Below are 22,017 nucleotides of genomic sequence, written 5' to 3'. Positions count from 1 at the left end.
TTTTTCAGTTGTCGGACCGGTCGGGGGACAGTAGGAAAGTCGGAGAGAGGGGTTCTGATGCGCAGAGTGGTCATCATTACGCAGAACAGCGAACGGGCGGCGGAAATCGGCCGTCTGCTGGAACAGGACGGCAATACGCATACGCGGACGGCGGAGTCGCCTGAGCCCGGCGAGGACCGGGAGGTGGACACGCTGTTTGTGGACGTGGAGCAGCTGTTGGAGGGCCACGCCTTCGTGGCTGGAGGGCTGGCGGTATTGCGTCGGCACTATCCGTCGGCCGCAGTGGTGGTGATGGCGGACGAGAGCAGGACCGGGCTGGCCGTGGACGCGGTCAAGGCCGGGGCGTTCGGGTACCTCACGCATCCCATTCAGAAGAAGGAACTGGACCTTGTGGTGGACCGGGCGCGCGTTACGGATGTGCTCCAGTCCGAACTCGATTATCTGCGCGGCCAGTTCTGGAACGAGGATTCCCTGGACTATGTGGACACGCGCAGCAAGGCGATGCGCGATGTGTTCGTCAAGATCCGGCAGGTGGCGGGAACGCGGACCACGGTCCTGCTGACGGGCGAGACAGGCACGGGCAAGAGCCTGATCGCCAAGTTGATCCACGCCCACAGCAACCGCAAGGACAAGCCGTTCATCAGTGTACACTGCGGAGCCATCCCCGACACTTTGGTGGAGAGCGAACTCTTCGGCCACGAAAAAGGCGCGTTTACCGGCGCGGTGCGGCGCAAGCTGGGCAAGTTCGAGCTGGCCCACGGGGGGACGATCTTTCTGGACGAGATCGGCACGGTGAGCCAGTCCGTACAGGTCAAGCTGCTGAACGTCATTCAGGAGCGGCGAATCCAGCGCGTGGGCGGCGAGGCGGACATCAACGTGGATGTCCGTATCATAGCGGCAACCAATGAAAACATGGCCGAGCTGTGCGAGCAGGGGCGGTTTCGGCGCGATCTGTTTTATCGGCTTAATGTGTTCCCGGTCCGCATCCCCTCCCTGCGCGAGCGGCTGGAAGACCTGCCGCGCATCTCGGAGCGGTTCATCAGCCAGTTCAACGGACTGCTGAATACGGAGATCAAGGGCATCCATCCCCAGGTGTTGGACACGCTGCTGGAATATGACTGGCCCGGCAACGTGCGCGAGCTGGAGAACGTCATCGAGCGGGCGTGCATCCTGGAGACCGGGGAAATCTTGCAGCCCGAGAGTTTTCCGCCGGACCTCCTGGCCTCCCACGGCGGGGTGATGACCTCGCCCGTAAAGACGGGGTTGCCGCTCAAGGAGGCGCGACAGATCGCGGTGGACAAGTTCGAGACGCAATACCTTTCCATGCTGCTGGAGCAGTGCAATGGCTGCATCAAGCAGACCGCCGAGCGGGCGGGCATTACGCCCCGGCAATTGAACAAGTTGATGCGTCGGCACGGATTGCAGCGGAAAAATTTTAAGAACTCATAATTCCGTTTTTGATAAAACAAGAACTATCTGTTCTTATTTTTTTATAACAACTCTAAATTATTTAGTTTAATTCCATGCATTATTCCGCTTAATAACAAATCAACCCCCGTTTTTATCGCTTGAGATGGTTCCCGCCTCCTGAATCGGAATTTTAAATTCCGACTATGATTTCCCAAAATAAAGAGTAGTCCTGTTATTTGAGGCTGTTATCGATTGGCACGCCCCATGCTTTGTGCTGCGCGGCTAAGGCAAGGAGACCAATGTGAAGCAGATGACCGACACCGGCGTTTTGTCCAGAGAAACCATCCGTGGGATGGTTGTCCCCTCCCAGTGGGACGACCAGTTTCGCGTGACGGGCATTCTTATCGCCTGTCTTGGCGAGCGCGAGGTGCGAGTCGGAAATCTGGAATCCTTCCCTGAGTTGCGGACCCTGGAGAGGGCCGAGGTGAGACTCACCGGCACCGTTGACCGTGTCGGCGATGTGGAGACCATCCACGTCGAGAGTGTCTCTCCTCTTGCCAATGAAAAGGTTGATCAACCCTGAACCGAGCACACACATGAACGCAATGGAACAATCTCAGGCACCCATGGCCGAGGAAGACACTTCTTCGACCGCTCTGCCGGAGGTGCACATCGTCAGAGGTATCCGTCCCGATGAGGTGGACGCTGTACTGGCCCTGGCCGGATCAAGCGGGCTTTTCACTTCCGACGCCATGATGGCGGCGGAGGATATGGCCTGGGACAGCGCTTATGGCGAAGGCGAAGAGCCGCACACCTTTATTTTGGCCAAGACCGCCGGAACCGACTGCAAAGTGATCGGTTTTGTCTGCTACGGGCCCATAGAGGGCTGGGCGGGCAACCATGAGCTGTACGGCATTGCCGTGAGCCCGGAATTCCAGCGGCTGGGCATCGGCTCCGCCCTGGTGGCCGAGATGCGCAGGCGCATCGGCAGCGGGAAGGGTGGCATCTTTCTGGAGACCGGCGGAGACAAGGCGTTTGCCGGAGCGCGAAGCTTCTACGAGTCGAACGAGTTCGAGCGTGAGGAGCGGTTCCACAAACATTTTATTCCTTTGGATGGTGGCGTTGTCTATCGGCTGGACCTGTCGGCCGATGACGACCCCAATTATCAATAACCAACGGAGGCGACATGGCCCTGGATGTATATGAGGACTCACTTTTCGGACAGCTTCTTCCCCTTGACTATGAAGAGGAATCTGCTTCCGGCGTGATCCTCCTGGTGGATGGCGAAGAGGAATTCCTCATCGAACACGACGACAACGGCAAGGACCTTGTGGGGTACATCGACCGTTGGGTTACCGTTGAGGGCCTCGTCACCGAGGAAGAAGACGATTTGCGCATCAAGGTGCGCAAATACACGCTTGAAGACGAACTGGATTACGAGAGAGACGAAGACTGGTAATCCGGCCCCGATTCTGATTGTGGCGGCAGGCCTCCCCCTTTAGAGGCGCCTGCCCGTCACCGTGGGCGAAAGAGGACGACAGTATGGGATTTTACCGTCTGCTGCTGGCCCTGGCCGTATTCAACTCGCACTTTCCGGTGTTCGAGGACCTGTCCATTGTGGACGGCCATGAGGCGGTGCTGACCTTTTTCGCCATCTCCGGCTTCTACATGGCCCTGATCCTGGATACGGCCTATGCTTCGCCCCGTTCCTTCTATCGCGGCCGGTTTCTCAGCCTGTACCCCCAGTACATCTTTGCCCTGGTTGTCAGCCTTTCCCTGCTGCTGGCCCTGGATATTCATCCCTACACCGACCTGAAGCATTTCCGGGCATTTCTGGCCGATCCGGCCGCGGTGCTGCTCTCCCTGTGGAGCTGGCTGACGCTCACCGGGCAGGAACTGTTCTTCTGCATAGGCCGGGCAACGGACGGCACCCTGCATTTTGTTGCGGACACCCGTACCGCTATCTGGCGTCAGCTGCCGCTGGTCCAGGCGTGGTCCCTCTCGCTTGAGGTGCTCTTTTATATCCTGGCTCCCTTTCTGGTCCGGCTGCGGACAAAGGCCCTCATCCTGCTGGTTGCGGCCAGCCTGGGCCTTAAGCTCTGGCTATATTTCGGGCCGCTCTACGGTGTGGCCTTTGCCACCCGATTTTTCCCGGCGGAATTCTGGCTTTTCGGCAGCGGCATACTGGCCTACCGCGTGCATAAGTTTCTCCCGAAGGATTCGTCCGCCCTGGATTGGTTCCTGCTCGTGGTGCTGGCCGGGCTGACCCTGGTGGCCAATGATGTGGATGGGGATTTAGAGCCGTTCTTCCTGCCCCTGGCCGCGCTGCTTTCCATGCCCTTCATCTTCCGGGCGCTGCGGCATACTTCATGGGACAGGGCGGCTGGCAAGCTGAGCTATCCGTTCTATCTGCTGCATCTCACGGCAATAGCCATATTTGAAAAATACATGGAGGAGCCGGTGGGGTGGCATATATTGGTTGCCACTCTGGCCGGCGCCGTCCTGATCCACCTGGCCTTCAACCGCGCCTGGCCGCGTGTGCGGCGCGGCCTGCGGCTGCGTCCAGCACTGCCCGTTGCCGCCGAACCGGTGCTTGTGTCGGTGGGGGTGTCCAAGGACGGGGTGTGAGCTTTCCGGAAAGATTCGGCCGCGTCCGAACTAGGCGGCGGGCTGTTCGTCGGCAAGTTCCACGCCCGAGTCGGGCAGGCGGTTGATAAAAGTTGTGAGGATGACGTCCCGGCTCTCGCGCGCAAGGCGGGAGCGGCAGAGGTAGCGCAGGGTGAGCAGATAGCCCCGTGTGGTCACATCCAGGTAGACACGCGGGGTCAGTTCCTTGAAGAACACGCGCCGCTGTTCGAAGATGCGGCGAATTCGCTCCAGATCCACGGATTGGCTTGCGTAGTATTTCTCCACGGCCTCTATCAGCATGGTCCGGGCCTTTTCCCGGTCGCTTTCGCGGGTGACGGCCAGTCCTATCTCATTCCACACATAGCCTGCGCCGCGCGTGGCGTTGATGACGGGCTGGGTCAGGGTCAGGGCGTTCGGCACCTTGATGAGGCGGCCGGTGCTGTGCCCGGAAAGGCCCGATTCGCCGGTTTCCAGCAGGGTGAAGTAGAGCACACCCTTGTCGATGACGTCGCCGGACACTTCGCCCACGCGCACCCTGTCGCCAATGGTGAACAGCTCTCGCCAGAAGATGACGAACGAGCCGATGAAGTTGAGGATGAGTTCCTTGGCAACCAGGGTCAGGGCCGTGGCCAGCAGGGTCAGGGCCGTGATGATCGGCCCCAGGCTCTCCAGCCAGATGAAGACCAGGGAGAGGGCTATGAAGAAGACGGCCGCATACTTGATGGCAAAGGGGGTCTCGGCGGCCTTGCGGCCATTCTTGGCGGAAAAGGAGACCGCTCCCTTGGCCAGTATAAGGATTACGGCAAGGGCAAGGAGGCTCTCCAATCCTTTGCGGACATACGGATTACTCAGCCATTCGATCATGATGTTCTCCACAGGCTCCATAGACAGGTAATCTAACACCGGTGTAAGAAGGAGGCAATAAAGGCCTCTTGTTTGCATTCGGGCCGACCGAGGAGGAGATGATGTTCGATTTTCTACGCTGGAATCTTCTGAAGTTGGACGCGGCTCCCGGCACGTTGATCTATGCCGGGGAGGAGCGCTCTTTCAAGCCGTCCATCCGGCACTGGGCCTACAATGCCGAAACCCTGGACGAGCATTTGGAGCAGGGGACCTCTTTCAGACCTGATTCCGGCCGAATGAACCTGCTGGTGGTCACGGGCGTGCACGAGCCTGAGCTGATCAAGCAACTGGCTGTCGGGCTGGACCTACCTCCCCTGTATGTGGAGGACGTGCTGAACACCGGGCAGCGGCCGATCATGGCCTGGGCGGATGAAAACACGGGGTTTGTGGTCATGCGCCACGTGATGGTGGTGGACGGCCGCGTGGTCAACGAGCAGGTCTCCATGCTCTGGCGGGAAGGGCTGGTGGTGGTCTTTCTGGAGCGGGAGAGCGGGTTGCTGGACGGTGTGCTATCCCGCCTGCGGCAGGGGCGGGGGCGAATTCGCAAGGCGGACGCGACGTACATGATGGCCGCCATTCTGGATGCCCTGGTGGACAGCCATACCCTGGCGCTGGTTACCATCGGCGACTTGGCCCAGGATCTGGAGAACCGGCTGATGAATGCCCTCTCGGACGAGATGCTGGGCGAGCTTTACGAACTCAAGCGCGAAATAATCCTGGCCCGCAATGCCCTCATGCCGGAGCGGGAAATATTCAAGGCGCTGATGCGCGACGATGCCGAGATTCCGGATGACGTCATGCCCTTTATCCAGGATACCGCCGGGCACCATGAGCAGACCCTCGAAGGCGTGATCTCCCTGCATGACATCCTCAAGTCAATGATCGACTTCCAGATTTCCCTGATCAGCATCCGCACCAACAAGGTCATGCAGTTGCTCACCGTGACCGCGACCATCTTCATCCCGCTCACGTTCATCGCCGGAGTGTACGGCATGAACTTTCAGAACATGCCGGAACTGTCGTGGCGATACGGATATCACGCGGTCATGGTGCTGATGGGCGTGGTCGGCGTGGGGATGTTCCTGTACTTCAAGCGCAAGAAATACCTGTAGCCGTTGTCCGCGCTGCCGCTGGGGCCGGTGGGCGCCTGTCGTGTCCAGGCGGCGCGTGCCCTAGACCGGCAGTCCTTTTTGGCGCCGGTGTTCCTTCATCCTGTCCAGCAGTTCGGTGGGCACGTTGAGGCCGCCCCGGCCCTTGCCGAGGCTGATGGCGGGCTTGACCGTGCCGTGATAGTCCGAGCCGCCGCTCACAAGCAGGCCGAGGCGTTCGGCGATGCCCCTGTATGCATCGGTTTGAGCCTGGCTGTGCTCGGTGTAGTATACCTCTATGCCTTCCAGTCCGTAGCCCATGAGGTCATGGACCAGTTCTTCCGTCTTGGCGTTGTTGAGTTCAAGGGCAAAGGGGTGGGCCAGAATTGACGTGGCACCGATATCGCGCAGGATGCCCAGCGCCTTTTCCGGCTTGAGCTTGCGCTTGGGCACATATGCCCGGCCGTTGTCGCCCAGCCAGACCTTGAAGGCTTCGTCGATGGACGAGACTACGCCCAGCGCCAGGAGCTCCTGGGCAAAGTGGGGGCGGCCTACCGTGCCTCCGGCGCGTGCCGCGATACGTTCATAGGTGGTGTTCACGCCCAGGCTGCGGAGTTTTTCGACGATCTCGTGGTTGCGGGTTCTGCGTCCCTCAATGACCCAGTCGAACGCCGCCTGCAATTCCACGGGGTTCTCGGGAACCCACAGCGCGACCACGTGCATCCAGCCCGCGCCCTCCGGAGATTCCAGGCTCAGTTCACAGCCGGGGATGACTTCCATGCCAAGCTCGCGCCCTGCGGCCAGGGCCTCGGGAATTCCCTGGATGGTGTCATGGTCGGTCAGGGCGATGGCGTCCAGGCCAATGTCCTTTGCCTGCCGGATAAGTTCGGTGGGGCTTACAGTGCCGTCCGAAGCCGTGGAGTGGGTATGCAGATCAATGCTCATGGTTTCCTGCTTGTTTTTGGTTGTATCATCCATTCTAGCCGGGATGGCTGCGCAGGTAAAGCCGGTGGCTCGATACACCTTGGCCGCGCCGGTTGCCTGCGGAGGGACGCCCGTGTAATATCCGGCATGTAAGGAGGATGCCATGGCGCTCAAAAAGGAACTTGTTGAAATATTGGCTTGTCCGAAATGCAAGGGATCGGTGGCGGAAACACCTGCCGGGGACGGGCTGGCCTGCTCCGCGTGCAAGGTCGTCTACCCCGTGCGTGACGACATCCCGATCATGCTGGTTGATCAGGCTGTTCCCGACAAGGACTGGACCGGTTCGAAGTAGTCGCAAACGCGATAGGGTAATTTGTACTCCGCATCCGTTTTTCGGGTGCGGAGATTTTTTTCCACAGGTGGGCTTGACTGAAAGAAAAGGGTGCCTATTTTTCGTTTACGAAAGCGAAAAGGAGGACTGAATCATGGTTATTGATTTCAATACGCTCTACAATTTCCCTTCCCGGTTCGACCGGATGTTTCAGGAATTTTTCAGGTCCCCCATGGGCGACGACCGGCGTTTCGCCTATCCTCCGCTCAATTTGAGCAACGACGATGAGGCCATATACGTGCGAGCCGAACTGCCCGGGGTAAACATCGAAGACATTGATCTGACCCTGACGGACAAAACCCTGGTGCTCAAGGGCGAACGAAATGCCCCCCAGGGCAAATATTATCGCCAGGAACGTCCGAGCGGTGTTTTCAACAGGGTTATCAACATCGGGGTGCCGGTAGACCGGGACAAGGTGACAGCCTCCATGAACGAGGGAGTGCTCACGGTGACCCTGCCCAAGGCCGAAGAAGTCAAACCCCGTTCCATCAACATCGAAATTGCGTAAGGGAGGTGCGGAAATGAGTGAGATTACCAAGAAGGAAGAACGGAATGTTCCGCGCTATCGGCCCGCTACCGATATTCTGGAACGCGAGGACGGATTCTACATCTATATCGACCTGCCCGGCGTAAAACGGCAGGACATGACCATTGACCTGCAGGAAGACGAGTTGACCGTGACCGGGCTCTCCCGGCTGGGTCAGTCCGAAGGCGAACACTTTGTGGAGATGCAGTTCGGCGACAGCGAATATGTCCGTTCCATTTCCATTACGGACATCGTGGACCGCGACAGGATCAAGGCCAATCTGGAAAACGGCGTGCTGGAACTGTTCCTGCCAAAGGTCGTAAAGGTACAGCCCAAGCGGATCGAGATCCAGGCGGGATAACGGACAAACAAGCCTTACATCACATTGAAAAAGCCCCCCGGCTCCATGGGAACCGGGGGGCTTTCGTTGTATTCGTTCGGAGAGTGCTACTGCCGGTTCATCTCCTCGATGAGCTTGCGCAGTTCGTTGGAGAGGCGGGCCAGTTCGGCAATGGCCTCGGCCGCCTGGTTCATGCCCTCGGCGGTCTCGTTTGCGATCTGGTTGATGTCCTCCACGGCCCGGTTGATTTCCTCGCTGGCTGCGGACTGTTCCTCGGCAGCGGTGGCAATGGACTGGACCTGGCCCGAGGTGTCGTCGGAGAACTCCACGATCTGGTCCAGGGCCTCGCCGGACTGATTGGCCAGCTCCGTTGCCTGATCCACGGCCTCGGCCGCGGTGTCCACGCTCTTGATATTGTCGGCGGTCACTGTCTGAATGGCCTGTATGGCGGTGCCAACTTCCTTGGTGGCGCTCATGGTCTTTTCGGCCAGTTTGCGCACTTCGTCGGCCACCACGGCGAATCCCCGGCCCGCTTCGCCCGCGCGGGCGGCCTCGATGGCCGCATTGAGCGCCAGCAGGTTGGTCTGGTCCGCGATGTCCTCGATGACATTCATGATCTGGCCGATATCCTTGGTCTGCTCGCCCAGCTGGCCCATGCTCTGCTTGAGGGTGGTCGTGAGGGCATTGACCTGGCCGATGGCCTCGATGGCCCGGGAGACCACGGTGGCGCCTTCCTGGGCGCGCTCTCTGGCCTTGGATGCGGATTCGGCGGAGCTGGAGGAGTTGCGCGCAACTTCCAGAACCGTGGCGTTCATTTCTTCCATGGCCGTGGCGGTCTGAGTAGTGCGGTCGCGCTGTACGTCGGCACCTTTGCTCACCTGGTCGGACTGGGACGAAAGCTCGTCCGCAGCGCTGGTTACCTGCTCGGCGATGATCTGCGACTCGTTGGCGATGCGCTTCATGGTGGAGAGCAGTTCCTTGGCCTTGGCTTCCTGCGTCTTGGCCTCGTCCATGGCGGTTTCTGCCTGAGACTGGGCGCGTTCCGCCTCTTCCTTCTTCTGGGCGGCCTCCGTCATCTTGGCCTTGAGGTTGGCCACCATGGATTCGATGGCTTCCTTGACGACCTTGAGCTCGGCGGCAAAGGAGCCTTCGGGCTTGGCGTCCAGGTCGCCGTGGGCCACGGCCTCGGCATAGCCGCGGATGCGGAACAGGGGGCCGACCACGCCGACCTTGACCAGGAAGGTGATGCAGCCCGCGAGCAGCAGCAGGAAGAGCAGCGTCTCTCCGGCGGTATAAAGTTCGGCACGATACACTTTGGAGTGCGCGGTTTCCAGCGAGGCGATGATTTCAAATGCGCCGTGGATCTCGCCCACCTTCCAGCCTTCCTTGGTGCCGCCGGTCGGGTCCTTGGTCCCGGCCGGATCTCCGTGGCAGTACAGGCAATCCTTGGTCAGCCGGATGGGACGGAAATATCTTATCTGGTTGTCCTCAATGAGGACCTTTTCATCAAGGTCCCCCTTCTTCATTTCGTTCAGGATGGACAGTTCCAGCTTGGTCGGCGTGTTCTCCGCATTGCGGGGCGATACCTTGGGAACCCGGAAGGTGTAGTCCAGCTGTTCGGCTTTGAGCTTGGCCATGTTGATGGCCGTGATGATGGGAACGGCCTCAAGGAGACTGCCTCTGGAGTCGAACTGGTCAAAGGGTTTGATGACGCCCATGGTCAGCTTCTTGGACATCTCGTCGCGGGCGGCCTCTGCCATGAGCAGTACGGCCTTGCTCTGCCGGATGATGTCCTCTTCGGCACTCTGCTTGATCTGCATGACCTGCTGGACCGCGAGAACAATGGCTATGACCAGCGGCCCTGTCAGGGCGAGGCCGAGAACCTTCCATTTGAGACTGACGTTTTTCAGCATGATAACCTCTTCGACAGCAGTGTGTGAATTGTGGACCGGAGGCACCGGGAACACGGCTGCATCGTGAAGAAAAAATTAATAATAACTATGATCAAAGAGCAAGTGTTTTCTATAGGAAGTAGACGGCCCCGTCAGATGGCCCAGGTCTCCAGGTCAATGAGTCCAAGCCGCGCGGCGTAGCGGATCAACTCCACGGTGCTTTGCAGGCCCAGTTTCTTCATCAGGTTGGTGCGGTGGTTTTCCACGGTCTTTGGGCTGATGAAGAGCTTGCCCGCCACGTCCTTGGTGGACAGTCCTTCGGCAAGGTGGCGCATGACTTCCTGTTCCCTCGCGGTGAGGGTGGAGTATGGCTCGAGGTCGTCGCTCAGGCTGCCGGGCTTGGTCTGCATCAGTTTGAAGACCACCTCCTGGGAGAGGGCGCTGTCCAGGAAGAGATCTCCTTTGGCTACCGTTTCCAGCCCGCGTATCAGATTTTCGGCTGCCGACTCCTTTATCAGATAGCCCGCCGCGCCGGAGCGGAAGGCCTCGACGATATAGTCGGTCTCCGAGTGCATTGAAATAATGATGAAGCGGGTTCGGGGCAGGGCTTCCTTGAGCTCGCGGATCATCTGGATGCCGTTTTTGCCGGGCATGGAGATGTCCACCAGCATGATATCGGGCATGTGCTTGCGGCCGAGCCGCAGCCCTTCGGTTCCGTTGCCCGCCTCGGCGACAACGGTATACTGGGCGTCACGGCTGATGATGGCCTTGAGGCCTTCCCTGAACAGTGGGTGGTCGTCGACAATGATGATGTCCATGCGCCTATTGCCTCCTTTCTCGTTCAAGCGGGATAGTGAAGATGACCCGCGTTCCCTTGCCTACCAGGGATTGAATTTCCATGGAGCCGCCCACCAGACGGGCCCGTTCTTCCATGCTGCGGACCCCCATGCGGTTCTCTTCCGTTGCTTCGGGCAATCGTGTATTCAGGTCGAAACCCCGCCCGTTGTCCTCGATGCGGAGGATGATATCCGGGTGGCTTCTCACCGCCCGCACGGTCACCTTGCTGGCGTCCGCGTGCTTGACCACATTGTTGATGGCTTCCTGCAACATACGGTACATATTGATTTCCGTATCGCTTTCCAGGTTCCCACCTTCCATCCCGGCTGAGAAAAAGTCAATGAGAAGGCCTGTCCGCCTCGCGGTCTCCTGGCAGTAGTTTTCCAGGGCGCGGACCAGGCCGAGCTGCTCCAGCGCCGGGGGATGCAGGCCGTAGGCGATGGACCGGACGTCTGCCACGGTCTTCTTGACCACCCTGGCCGCGGATTCTCCCCGCTGGTGGAGTTCCGGGGCCAGTCCCTCGTGCCCGTCAAAGAGCGTTTTCAGCTTGAGTACTATGGAGGAGAGGTCCTGGGCCACGTTGTCGTGCAGGTCGCGGGCGATGCGTTGCCGCTCGTCCTCCTGCACGCGGATGATGTCCTTGGTCAGGGAGAGAATCTGCTCCTGCGCCCTTTCCCTTTCGGCCACTTCCTGTTTGAGCTTGAGGTTTGCGCGCGAGAGTTCCGCCGTGCGCTGGGCGATCCGTTCCTCCATCCTGGCGTGGATGGCCCGAAGTTCGGCCTCCAGGGATTTGTGTGCGGTGATGTCGGTAATGATCACCAGCTCCGCCTTTCGTCCGCTCCACATGATGGGCTTGAGTGAGATGGCTATCCATTTCAGCCCGCCATCGCGGGGCGTTATCCGGCAGATGACGCTGTTCCCCTTGGGGGAGGGCAACCTTCCTGGACCGAGCGGGTGGTGGAGGTGGCGGTCTTCGGCCAGGATGATGGAAAGTGGGTCGATGCCCTTCAGTTCCTCCAGGGTGTAGCCGAGGATGTGAGTAATGGCCTCGTTGATGAATACGGGCTTGCCGTCCAGGGCGACCAGCACGCCTTCCTGGGCGTTTTCCACCAGTGCCCGGTAGCGGCCTTCGGATTCCTTGAGCGCCTGTTCCACCCGTTTTCGAGGGGTGACGTCGATGAGCGAGACGATGACGCGGGCCAGGCTCTCCCTATATTCGGGCGGCACTGCGAAGTGTACGGCCACCCAGATGATATCACCCTTGAAGGTGCGGTGGGTGATCTCGCCCCGGTATTCGTAGATGCCTGATGCCAGCAGGACCATTTCCTCGGTGAAGGCCTCCATTGCGCTTTCCGTCAGTACCTGATCCAGGTTGCCCAGCAAATTCTCACGGCTGGAGGCGCCAAGCATCTCCAGGGTGGCCTTGTTGACGTCCACCACATCCACCAGGGCGGCGCACTTGGTTAGTCCCTCCGGGTGTGTCGCAAAATACTCTCGGAAATCGGTGACGCCCGAGGCCTTGAGCTGATCGAAAAAAGTTTTCAGACGAGTGAGGTCCTCCTCCCAGAGTGATATGGGCGAGTCTTCAAACAGGTCGCGGAACCGGCGTTCACTCGCCTGAAGCGCGTTTTCCGCTATCTTGCGTTCGGAAATGTCGCGGGCCACGCCGAGATAACCCGTCGGCTCCCCCTCCACGTTGAGGAGGCGGCTGATGACGACATCGGTCCAGACCACGGAGCCGTCCTTTCTCACCAGCTCCATCTCGGTTCTGGTGGTGAAATCATACTGTCCCTGCGCTTCCATGTTGCGCCGTTTCTCGCGCATGGCCTCCACCAGCTCGCGGGAACGCTCTGTGAACAAGGACTTTTCGCCTATCACCCTCAGCTCCTCCAGGGTATAGCCCCAGAGCTCTTCAACCGAAGGCGTGGTGTAGACGAAGTTCATCTCGTTATCCTGGGTCCAGACAACATCGGTGATGTTTTCCGCCAGGAGCCTGTATTTGCGCTCGCTTTCCCTGATGGCCTCTTCGGCCAGCTTCTGCTGGGTCACGTCCGAGGCAAGGCCCTCTATGGCCTTGGGGCTGCCATCCGGGTGGGTGACCAGGACAATGCGCTGACGCAGCCAGATGATCTCGCCGGACCTGCGTCTATATTTGAATTCATACACCGGGCGGATTTGTCCGCGCAGGATTTCCGCCCAGCATTCCTGGAAATAGTCCAGCCATTCTTTTTCCATGCCCTGCACGGCGAACAAGGGGTTGTCCCGGAATTCCTCCATGGAGTAGCCCGTCACTCGTTCCACGGAAGGACTCAGGTAGTCATAGGTCCCTTCGGGAACACGCATCCGGAAGAATATGTCGCTGGTGGACTTGCGGATGAAGTTGAGGCTTTCCCTGGCTGCGGCCAGTTCGGATTCGGCCTCTCGCCTGGCAGTGATGTCGGTGAGTACGCCTTCTATGGCGACGGGAATACCGTCCTCGTCGCGCACGAGAGATATCCGCTGGCTGAGCCACTTGATTTCGCCGTTGTTGGCGTAAATCGGGAAATTGTATTCCTCCTGGACTGTACCGGCCAGATACTCCTGCCACCAGTCCGAGAGCGTCGGGCGCCATTCGACGGGCGCCAGCGTCTTGAGGAAGCGGGGCGTGTCGTAGAACGCCTGCATGGGATGACCGGTCATCGCCGTCACGGCCGGACTTATATAGTCGTAACGCCCATCTGTCAGCCGTAGCCGGAACAGGCAGTCCGAGATGTTTTCGGCCAGAAAATGGAGATGCCTCTCGGCATGGGTCAGGGCATTGCGCAGCCGACGGGCCTCGGACACGTCGCGCATGGAGGATATGACCTGGGTGAGCTTGCCGGACTGGTCCACAACCGGGTCGAACCGGCCCCATACCGGCAACCGCCTGCCGGTCTTGTTTCGGATGACGTACTCCCCCTCCCAGCTCTTTCCAGCCAGAATCAGGGGAAGGACCTTCTCCTTGTAGAGTTGCAGAGTCTCGTCCGGCAGGGTCTGCTCCGGGCCGGACTTGAGAATTTCCTCCCTGGTATAGCCGTAGTAGCGCAGGAAAGCCTTGTTGAAGATAAGGGGCTTGAGGTCCACGCCGCGTACGGCCATGGCCACGCCTGTAGTGTTCAGGCACTGCCTGAACAGACTGGGGTTGGATTCCAGGTCGCGAATTTCCTGTTGGAGCGAAAGCTCCTCATCGGTGCTCATCGTATCCACTGGCCGGTTGCGGTTGATAACATGACTCCTGCCCTATCGGAGACCGTAGCCCAAGGGCTGCTTAAAGAAAAGCGGGTCATCGTTTCAAACTTTTTATCCAGGAAGTCGCCAGCTTTGCGTGATCCTCAGCCACCTGTTCAACCCAGTGGGAAAGGTCCGACTTGGCGTTGTTGATTTCCCGGCTTCCGGCCCTGGGGGAGATGACGATGGTGAAGGGGCGTTTGGCTTGGTCCCGCAACTTTTCCAACATTGTTATGAAGGGGCGCCACTCCCGGGTCTTTTGCCCGGTGATGATCCAGAGAACCGGCATGTTCAGACGCCGCAGCCGTTTCGGGCCGGGCAAGGCGGCCGGGCTGATCTCGTCGTTGAGCAGACAGACCAGAAAGTCCGGCCGGGCGCCGTTTTTGTCCACGGCGGCCAGCGCTACGGGAGCGCCGGGGCCGTTGCCCCACAGCCCGATTCTGCCATCCTTGAGCCGGGGGGTGTCGGACAGGAAACGAAGCCCGGCGGCGGCGTCCTCCGCCAGGATGTCTTGTGCTGCAAGGGTCTCTCCGTCGTTGCAGCCTCGCGTTTGCATGAACAGCGAGGCCAGCCCCCGCGAGGCCAGGGAGCGGGTGACGCCCTGAACCATGCCCGGGGCGATGCAGGCTCCCGGCAAAAAGACCACGCCGAAGTGGCCGGACCCGTCGGGCGGCAGGGTGGTGGTTCCCTTCAACTCCCCGGCGGGAGCGGCAAATGTCACATTGTCCTCCCGCACATGAATCTTGGTCGGATAATGGGCGAACCGGTCGTCGTCCGTGGTCAGCACGAAGCGTTCGATGCGGTCGTTTTTGGCCAGAAAGGTGACGACGCCGATGACGGGCTCGTCCGCCTCCAGGGAGGGGCCTATGGTATAGACGTACTTGCTGAATTCCTTGAGGCGGCGCAGGGTCTTGTTCTTGGAATCATAGATCAGGAATCGGCCGTACTCGGTGTTGCGGGCGTCGATGATGGTTACGGTCCGGTTGTCGCGCGTGGTGAACTGGCCGGAAAATTCGCTGGCGGAATAGGAGAAATAGTCGGCCATCATGGTCCGGCCAAAGCGGGCCTCATGCCCCCGGTGGACGATGATGTCCCCCTTGCGCACGTCGATGCGGTCTCCCTTGTCTTCCCCCTTGTCCCGTTCCTTTTCGGGCAGTTCAACAGGGACCTTCACCGGACTGATCGTCTCGACGTCCGGCTCCGCAGGCTCTGGTTCTTCAATTTCCGGGGCGGCCGGCGCTCCGGCCGGTTCCTTTTCCGTCAGCACCAGGGTCTTGTCCATGGGCAGGGGCGCGGCCTCGGCAGGCGCTTCGGGCGGGGCCGGTACCTGTTCGCACTCGGGCGGTGGCGGCGGAGGCGCTGGCGGGGGCATGACGATGACCGATTCCGGTTCCTCCATCATGGTCAGGTCCACCTTCAGGAGCGGCTCTATGAGAAGGGGCTTGGGCTGGACGTACCAGATGAGCACTGCCGCCAGGAGCAGATGAACATAGTAGGCGAGGAGCCAGCTAGCGTACCCTTTGGTCATGACAACTGCCTATTTCTTTTTGTCCTTGTCCGGCTCGGCTACAATGCCGAGTCGGTCAATGCCCGCCGCCTTGACGTCGCCCATGACCCGGACCACCAGGCCATAGGCGACTTCCTTGTCCGCGCGCAGGAAAAGCTGCTTCTTCTGCTTGGAGACCAGTTGCTTCAGATGCTCCGTCAGCTGGTCCGGCTGCACCGCGTATTCATCCAGATAGATGGTCCCGTCCTTCTTGACGGTCAGCACCAGATGTTCGGAGTCCTGCGGCAGGTTCCGCACCGTCTTGGTTACGGGCAGGTCCACCTCCACTCCCTGGGTCATGAGCGGAGCCGTGACCATGAAGATGATCAGCAGCACCAGCATCACGTCCACAAAGGGCGTGACGTTGATTTCGTTCAGAAAACCGCCGCCGGTCTTGATGGCCATAGCTAGCTCCTGTCCCCGCCCTTGCCGGTCCAGGCGATCTCCCGTTCGGCCCGGTTGAGGAACGCTCCGGCGAAATCGACCATGCCGGTCTCCACCTCGTTGAGCTTGCCCAGAAAGTAGTTGTAGAAAATCGTGGCCGGGATGGCGACCAGCAGGCCGATGGCCGTGGCGATGAGCGCTTCGGAAATACCGGGGGCCACGGTGGCGAGGGCTGCGGACTGGGCCTGCCCGATGGAATGGAAGGAGTGCATGATGCCCCAGACCGTGCCGAACAGGCCGATAAACGGGGCCGCGTTTGCACAGGTGGCAAGGAACGGCAGATTGCGGGTCAGATTGCGCATTTCCTTGGAAACGCCCTGCCGAAGCACGCGGCGCAGGGTGTCCTTGACCAGCAGCCGTTTGCGCTCGCGGTTGACGTCCGCCTTTTCCAGCAGTCGGAATTCGTGCACGGCCAGCGTGGCCACCCGGCCGAGCGGGGAGCTTTCCCTGTCGCCCAGCTGGCGGATGCCCTGGCTCAGGTCCGGGGCCTCCATGAAGGAATCGTAGCCTTGCATCACCTTCTTGCGAGCCGAGCCGATGGTGAAGAATTTATAGAAGATGATGGTCCAGCTCCACAGGGACATGCAGCCGAGGAAAAGCATCACCAGCTTCACGGCCAGGGTCGCGCCCGAAATCAGCGACACGATGTTGTTGTCAGGCAGTAAACTCATGGGGTTATTACCTCGATAGGGTTGCATCCGGGAAAAAACTTTGCCCTATTCGTGTAAACCCCGGATGCGGATAAAGCAAGGGGACGCCAGACCAAACAGTCCGTCTTTTCAGAGGATTGCTGTCTGAAATTGCCGGGCGGTACCATTTTGTATGGTTCAGACGGATGTCTGCTAAAAGGGTTGTCCGGACGTGCGGAGAAAGGTAGCGTTGATGCCAAATGACGCCGTTTGATCCGTTCGGGAGGCTCGTCTTGCGTATCTTGTTGCTGATGGGAAAAAATGTGGATGGGGATCGAGCTGTTTCCCTGCTCGGTGGCCGCCATTGCGAATCCGCGCAGTACGGCGCTTTGTCACGCGGGGTACGTTGCCTGGAGCAGTCTCCCGTTGATGTAACCGTTCTGGTGCCGGATGCCGGGGATGAAAGCTGGCTGCGCGCCATGGAGCGGATTCGGGTGGAGCATGGCGTGGAGGTCGTGGCCCTGCTGCCGGATGAGGATGCGGTGCGGACAGCCGTGGAAGCCGGAGCCTTTGACGCCTTTGTCTTGGACAGGATCGGGCCTGGGGATCTGGACCGGAGTTTCCGTCATCTGGCGAGGGTGCGCAATCTGCAAAACAGCCTGGATGGAATCCGGAATCTGTATGAATGGGTGGAAGAGACCGCCTGGATGGGGGCCTGGGAAGCGGACGCCGAGGGCCGGACGACCTGGTCCCGTGGGGCGCGGCGTATCCTCGGCGATGTGGACGGCGGCCTTGGACTCGATTTCCAGACCATCCGCCGTTTCGTGCATCCCGACGACATTGAGATTTTCGAGCAGGCCAACAAGGCTACCTTTGAACAGGGGTGGCCGCTGGACTTCGAATACCGGGTTCGGGCAGGGGACGGCGTCCGGCATCTGCATCTGCATCGCCGGGTGGAGCACGGACCTGGGGGCGAGGTGGTCCGGGCCTACGGCATGTTGCGCGACGTGACCCCGGAGCGGGAGTTCGAGGACGTCCTGTTCCGGCGGGACGCCGTGTTGCAGGTGGTGGGGGCCTGCGCCGCCGGATATTTGCGCGAGGCGAACGGGGAAAAGAAGATGGAAGAGTGGCTGGCCGACCTTGGCCGGGCCATGGATGTTTCCCGCGCCTATGTCTTTCGTATGCCTTCCGCCGGAGAGGGAGGTATTCTCGGCGAATGGGCCCTCGACGGGTTGTCCCCTCTCAAAGAGAGTCCGGGAGTGCCGGAGGAACCTGCGGCCATTCTCTACAAGCGTCTGCTTCCGTTGCTGCTCGGCCGCAAGGCCGTTGCCTGCCATGCCCGCGATCTCCATGCCGAGGAACGGGAGTACCTGCAACGGACCGGCGTCCGTTCGCTGATGCTTATTCCGGTCTTTGCCGATGGAGGGTGGTGGGGGCTCATCGGGCTTTCGGAACACCGCCGGGAAAGGGACTGGCTGCCGGCCGAGATCGAGGCCATGACCATGATGGCGGACATCCTGGGATCAGCCGTGCTGCGCGGCCGCATGGAGGGGAAACTCAAGGCCGCAAACCGGCGGGCCGAGGAGGCGAGCCGGGCCAAGAGTCGATTCCTGGCCAACATGAGCCACGAGGTCCGCACCCCCATCGGGGGCATATTGGGCATGGCCGGGATGCTCGTCTCCATGGACCTGCCGCCGGACCTGCGCGAGCACGTCAACATGATCCACGATGCGGCCCGTTCCCTGCTGGACATCGTCAATGATGTGCTGGATCTCTCCCGCGTGGAGGCGAGTCGGTTGGAGCTGGAGCCGTCGGACTTCAACCTGCAGGTCATGCTGGAGCGTACGGTGGCACCCCTTGCCGCCGAGGCCCGTGGGAGGGGGTTGGAATTCAACCTGGATATCGCCGGAGGAATCGAGGACATGCTCAATGGTGACGCCTCGCGGCTGGCCCAGGTCATTCGCAATCTGGTGAGCAATGCCTTGAAATTCACCCTGAACGGGTACGTCCGGGTGGGCGTTGCCCTGCACAGCGAGGGGCCGGACGGCCAGTGTCTTCGGTTCACTGTCAGCGATAGCGGCGAGGGGATTCCGGCCGAGATGCAGCCCACTATCTTCGACGCCTTTGTCCAGGGCGACAGCTCGGTGCGCAAGCGGCACCAGGGCACAGGTCTGGGGCTGGCCATCTGCCGGGAACTGGTTTCGCTGATGGGCGGCGGGATCAGTGTGGAGAGCGAAACGGGCCGGGGCAGCACCTTCATTTTTACTGCCCGCTTCGCCAGGGCGCGGGGTGTACGCGCCGGGAAGATGGGAACACCCGACTGTTCGTCCGCCCGGTCGCTGCACCTCCTGCTGGTGGAGGACAATCCGCTCAACCAACGGTTCATGACCCAGTTCTTGGGGCAGGCGGGCTACCGCGTCACCGTGGCCGGAAACGGGCGGCAAGGACTGGAGGCACTGCGGCGGCACGGCCGGAGCCTGGATATGGTGCTCATGGACATACAGATGCCGGAGATGGACGGCCTGGAGGCCACGGCCTGCATCCGGTCCGGGGATGGCCGGGCCTTTGATCCCTCCATTCCCATTATCGCCCTCACAGCCTATGCCATGAAGGGCGACCGTGATCGCATGATCGAGGCGGGCATGGACGGCTATGTGAGCAAACCCGTTGAGATGGAAGTGCTGTTTCGGGCCATGGACCGGGCCATGCATGGCCGTCCGTGCCTGGATGACCAGAGTGAACTGTCGGATTCCGCTCCCGCACCCCGGCCGGATATCGCGCCTGCCGGAGCCGCCGGAGGGGGCTACGACCTGGATGCGCTTGTCTCCCGTTACCGGGGGGATATCGGGTTGCTCAGGGAAATTCTTGTGCTGTTCCTGGGAGAGGCGGGGCAAAAGCTGCTTCAACTGGATCGCGGGTTGGCTGATGGCGACGTGGAGGCCGTGGGGGCTGCCGCGCATTCCATCGCCAACCTCGGTAGCCATGTCCTGGCCATGGAGCTGGTGCACGAGGCGCGCAGCCTGGAGCGGCAATGCCTTCGGAACGGCGTGAACGCCGTGCGCGAACCGCTGGCCGCGCTGCGCGAGGCGTTCAGGTCGCTGGTTGGCGTGGTGCGAAACTACGCGGAGTCGCTGTAGCGTTGCAATTTCGTTGCAGAGCTACTACAACAACTCGACCGGTATTGTCGGGAATACATGGTGATCAGGAGGTGGGGCGATGCTGGTCAGAGACTGGATGACGGAAAACGTCATCACACTTGGCGTAAGCTATTCGGTGCTGGATGCGGCGGAGATTCTGCGGGGAAAGAATATCCGGCAGTTCCCTGTGGTTGATAACGCGGGCAAGCTGGTGGGCATTGTTTCCGACAGGGACATTCGGGACGCCATGCCCTCCAAGTTCATCCCCGGTGATGCCGTGGACGGCAAGCGGGGGGGGCTCTACACCCTCACTGCCGGGGATATCATGACCCTGGACCCCATCACCGTCCATTCGGACTCCCCCATAAATGAGGTGGCCGACCTGCTGGTCAAGCACAAGATCGGCGGCCTGCCCGTGGTGGACGGCGGCCAGCTCTGCGGCATCATCACCCAGGCCGATGTCATGCGTTTCCTTTGTGCCGCCGCCGGTCCCATGCGTTCCGGCACCCAGTTCGCCTTTCGGCTGGAAGCCCGGCCCGGCCCCCTGGCCCGGTTGCTGGACGATATCCGGGAACTTGGCCTCTGCTATTCCAGCGTATTCGCGGCCAACGAGTGTTCCTGTCCCGGCTACCGCCGCGTCTACATCCGGCTGGACCGGACCGGCGACCGTTCCGTTGAGGAGATAGTCGAGACGCTTCAGCAGGAGCACATCCTGCTTTACTACGTCAACGAAGGCATCACCGTGGATCTGGTGCGACCGTAGGACTTCGCTGGCCCTCTCGTTCAAAAGAGACTGTGGGTGAGATAAACGCCTCGTCCACACACTGGAAGGCGATTGGCTCGAACGTCTGAGCCTTGGATGAAAATCGGTTGTGCGCTTTCATGGCTGCAATGCCATTCATCGCCCTTGTTTTTCCCTTACCCCTTTGATTGCTGCCTCAAGCTGATGCCTTCGGTCGGACGGGGCCCGGCAGGTTTTTAAAACGTAATAGGCTGTCTGCAGCACCTGGGTGATACGGGGGCTTTTCGGCAGGGTGTGAATATCCAGGTATTTATCCAGAGTCTGGGTCCGCCGCCATCCGTTCTGGTCGTGATATACTCGCCATATTTGAGAATCCTCTGCCAGGTCCGCTTTTGTCCGGCCGGTGGATTCCACCCAGTAATGAATGGTCAGGTTCATCAGATCAACGATACGTTCCGGCAGCGATGCAGGGGCGGAATCAATAAATACATCCTTGATCAAGGCCGTGGCATCGTTGATATCTGCAGCCTTGAGTTTGCTGAAAATGTCTGTGCGACAAAGGTCTGCCGTTTTTTCACTGATGCCGAGTGCTGCGGCGATTTGCCCGGTGTCCTTCCCTTTTGCCATCAGCTTGAGCGCATCAATTTCCTGCTCGGACAATATGTTCTTGAGAATGTTTTCCTTGACCTGTTCCACCGTCAGGATGGCTTTTCCGGAGACGGCATCTATACACGAGATATTGCCAATGTTTTCCATATTTTGGTCCGGGGAGAGTTCAAAAAGCATCATGCTGAACCAGACTTCGCCCGTATCCGTCAATTCGAGAGTAACTTTCTGGTATTGGACGCGGATCATTTTATTCTGGTCGTTTCGCATCCGAAATTCAGCGATCACCTTGTAATCTTTGCGCTGATCAATCGGGAGATCGGACACGTAATCCCAAAGATAGGTGGTCCCGTTTATCATGATCATGGCGTCAATGGGAACCATCCTGTTCAAGGGATAGGCCAGTTTTTCCTGGTAAACGTTCTCAGAATCGAATCCAAAATACGTAAAAAATTTGTCGGAAAGATAGAGAAAGTCATTCTTTGCATAGTCCCAGATGATGATGATCAGATTTCCCGTCGATTCCATCTGTTCCCAAAATGGCCGCAAGGCGTCTGCTTTTGAGTAATCGGGAGCTGATGCAAAAGAGGTGTTTTCGCGTTTGGCCAGCACCAGTTCCCTGATTGCTTTTTCTACAGCTTTGGACATGCATTTCTCTCTAAAAAAACATCTTTGTGGAGGAGGTTGAATAACAAGTGGTTGTTTCCAAATCATATAATCCTATGGAT

At 59.7% G+C, this 22,017-nt stretch carries 20 protein-coding genes; 11 read left to right on the top strand and 9 right to left on the bottom strand.

Annotation, left to right across the window (positions count from 1 at the left end):
• Positions 1 to 57: 57 nt before the first annotated feature.
• From ACI0FG_RS16250 to ACI0FG_RS16230, 5 genes are all read left to right on the top strand, one after another.
• Positions 58 to 1,449, top strand: a complete 1,392-nt coding sequence (locus tag ACI0FG_RS16250) for a sigma-54 dependent transcriptional regulator (RefSeq protein WP_419786055.1) — start codon at positions 58 to 60, stop codon at positions 1,447 to 1,449.
• Between the two features lie 271 nt (positions 1,450 to 1,720).
• The gene (locus tag ACI0FG_RS16245) at positions 1,721 to 1,993 is read left to right on the top strand and encodes a hypothetical protein (RefSeq protein WP_419788406.1); all 273 of its coding nucleotides are present in this window, start codon (positions 1,721 to 1,723) and stop codon (positions 1,991 to 1,993) included.
• A 13-nt stretch (positions 1,994 to 2,006) separates the two neighbouring features.
• Positions 2,007 to 2,582: a GNAT family N-acetyltransferase gene (locus tag ACI0FG_RS16240; protein WP_419786054.1), complete on the top strand. Its 576-nt coding sequence runs from the start codon at positions 2,007 to 2,009 to the stop codon at positions 2,580 to 2,582.
• A gap of 14 nt (positions 2,583 to 2,596) precedes the next feature.
• Complete coding sequence (locus ACI0FG_RS16235) at positions 2,597 to 2,869, top strand: hypothetical protein (protein ID WP_419786052.1); 273 nt, start codon at positions 2,597 to 2,599, stop codon at positions 2,867 to 2,869.
• 83 nt (positions 2,870 to 2,952) lie between these two features.
• Positions 2,953 to 4,038: an acyltransferase family protein gene (locus ACI0FG_RS16230; RefSeq protein ID WP_419786051.1), complete on the top strand. Its 1,086-nt coding sequence runs from the start codon at positions 2,953 to 2,955 to the stop codon at positions 4,036 to 4,038.
• A 30-nt stretch (positions 4,039 to 4,068) separates the two neighbouring features.
• Here the strand turns inward: ACI0FG_RS16230 and ACI0FG_RS16225 are convergent, their stop codons facing one another.
• The gene (locus ACI0FG_RS16225; RefSeq protein ID WP_419786050.1) at positions 4,069 to 4,902 is read right to left on the bottom strand and encodes a mechanosensitive ion channel domain-containing protein; all 834 of its coding nucleotides are present in this window, start codon (positions 4,900 to 4,902) and stop codon (positions 4,069 to 4,071) included.
• 101 nt (positions 4,903 to 5,003) lie between these two features.
• On the opposite strand from ACI0FG_RS16225, the gene corA reads away from it, so the two are divergent.
• Complete coding sequence (corA, locus tag ACI0FG_RS16220; protein WP_419786049.1) at positions 5,004 to 6,053, top strand: magnesium/cobalt transporter CorA; 1,050 nt, start codon at positions 5,004 to 5,006, stop codon at positions 6,051 to 6,053.
• Between the two features lie 60 nt (positions 6,054 to 6,113).
• On the opposite strand, the gene ACI0FG_RS16215 is transcribed toward corA, so the two are convergent.
• The gene (locus ACI0FG_RS16215; protein ID WP_419786048.1) at positions 6,114 to 7,118 is read right to left on the bottom strand and encodes a PHP domain-containing protein; all 1,005 of its coding nucleotides are present in this window, start codon (positions 7,116 to 7,118) and stop codon (positions 6,114 to 6,116) included.
• On the opposite strand from ACI0FG_RS16215, the gene ACI0FG_RS16210 reads away from it, so the two are divergent.
• From ACI0FG_RS16210 to ACI0FG_RS16200, 3 genes are all read left to right on the top strand, one after another.
• Positions 7,117 to 7,305: a Trm112 family protein gene (locus ACI0FG_RS16210; protein WP_419786047.1), complete on the top strand. Its 189-nt coding sequence runs from the start codon at positions 7,117 to 7,119 to the stop codon at positions 7,303 to 7,305. The two genes, ACI0FG_RS16215 and ACI0FG_RS16210, sit on opposite strands and share 2 nt — an antisense overlap.
• Before the next feature lie 133 nt (positions 7,306 to 7,438).
• Positions 7,439 to 7,852 carry an Hsp20/alpha crystallin family protein gene (locus ACI0FG_RS16205; protein ID WP_419786046.1) on the top strand — a complete coding sequence of 138 codons (414 nt, stop codon included), beginning with the start codon at positions 7,439 to 7,441 and terminating at the stop codon, positions 7,850 to 7,852.
• 13 nt (positions 7,853 to 7,865) lie between these two features.
• Complete coding sequence (locus ACI0FG_RS16200; RefSeq protein ID WP_419786045.1) at positions 7,866 to 8,231, top strand: Hsp20/alpha crystallin family protein; 366 nt, start codon at positions 7,866 to 7,868, stop codon at positions 8,229 to 8,231.
• 86 nt (positions 8,232 to 8,317) lie between these two features.
• Here ACI0FG_RS16200 and ACI0FG_RS16195 read toward each other — a convergent pair whose 3' ends face one another.
• The 6 genes from ACI0FG_RS16195 to tolQ all read right to left on the bottom strand — a co-directional run bounded on the left by ACI0FG_RS16195 (position 8,318) and on the right by tolQ (position 16,846).
• Complete coding sequence (locus ACI0FG_RS16195) at positions 8,318 to 10,123, bottom strand: methyl-accepting chemotaxis protein (protein ID WP_419786044.1); 1,806 nt, start codon at positions 10,121 to 10,123, stop codon at positions 8,318 to 8,320.
• Positions 10,124 to 10,254: 131 nt separating this feature from the next.
• The gene (locus tag ACI0FG_RS16190) at positions 10,255 to 10,920 is read right to left on the bottom strand and encodes a response regulator (RefSeq protein ID WP_419786043.1); all 666 of its coding nucleotides are present in this window, start codon (positions 10,918 to 10,920) and stop codon (positions 10,255 to 10,257) included.
• A gap of 4 nt (positions 10,921 to 10,924) precedes the next feature.
• A complete protein-coding gene (locus ACI0FG_RS16185) occupies positions 10,925 to 14,155 on the bottom strand; it encodes a PAS domain-containing sensor histidine kinase (protein ID WP_419786042.1) in 3,231 nt (1,076 codons plus the stop codon).
• A gap of 85 nt (positions 14,156 to 14,240) precedes the next feature.
• Positions 14,241 to 15,713, bottom strand: coding sequence for a hypothetical protein (locus tag ACI0FG_RS16180; RefSeq protein WP_419786041.1), 1,473 nt, complete (start codon positions 15,711 to 15,713; stop codon positions 14,241 to 14,243).
• A gap of 9 nt (positions 15,714 to 15,722) precedes the next feature.
• Positions 15,723 to 16,136, bottom strand: a complete 414-nt coding sequence (tolR, locus tag ACI0FG_RS16175; protein WP_419786040.1) for a protein TolR — start codon at positions 16,134 to 16,136, stop codon at positions 15,723 to 15,725.
• A 2-nt stretch (positions 16,137 to 16,138) separates the two neighbouring features.
• A complete protein-coding gene (gene tolQ / locus ACI0FG_RS16170) occupies positions 16,139 to 16,846 on the bottom strand; it encodes a protein TolQ (RefSeq protein ID WP_419786039.1) in 708 nt (235 codons plus the stop codon).
• Between the two features lie 251 nt (positions 16,847 to 17,097).
• Between tolQ and ACI0FG_RS16165 the strand changes: the two genes are divergently transcribed.
• Both ACI0FG_RS16165 and ACI0FG_RS16160 read left to right on the top strand, forming a co-directional pair.
• The gene (locus ACI0FG_RS16165) at positions 17,098 to 19,941 is read left to right on the top strand and encodes a hybrid sensor histidine kinase/response regulator (protein ID WP_419786038.1); all 2,844 of its coding nucleotides are present in this window, start codon (positions 17,098 to 17,100) and stop codon (positions 19,939 to 19,941) included.
• Positions 19,942 to 20,020: 79 nt separating this feature from the next.
• The gene (locus tag ACI0FG_RS16160; RefSeq protein WP_419786037.1) at positions 20,021 to 20,704 is read left to right on the top strand and encodes a CBS and ACT domain-containing protein; all 684 of its coding nucleotides are present in this window, start codon (positions 20,021 to 20,023) and stop codon (positions 20,702 to 20,704) included.
• A 135-nt stretch (positions 20,705 to 20,839) separates the two neighbouring features.
• On the opposite strand, the gene ACI0FG_RS16155 is transcribed toward ACI0FG_RS16160, so the two are convergent.
• Positions 20,840 to 21,937 carry a LuxR C-terminal-related transcriptional regulator gene (locus ACI0FG_RS16155; protein ID WP_419786036.1) on the bottom strand — a complete coding sequence of 366 codons (1,098 nt, stop codon included), beginning with the start codon at positions 21,935 to 21,937 and terminating at the stop codon, positions 20,840 to 20,842.
• Between the last annotated feature and the right edge of the window lie 80 nt (positions 21,938 to 22,017).

Source organism: Pseudodesulfovibrio sp. 7M6, from assembly GCF_050058625.1.
GTDB classification, from domain to species: Bacteria; Desulfobacterota; Desulfovibrionia; order Desulfovibrionales; family Desulfovibrionaceae; genus Pseudodesulfovibrio; species Pseudodesulfovibrio salinus.
Note: the sequence above shows the minus strand (reverse complement) of the source record. Positions and strands in the feature narration are given on the sequence as shown.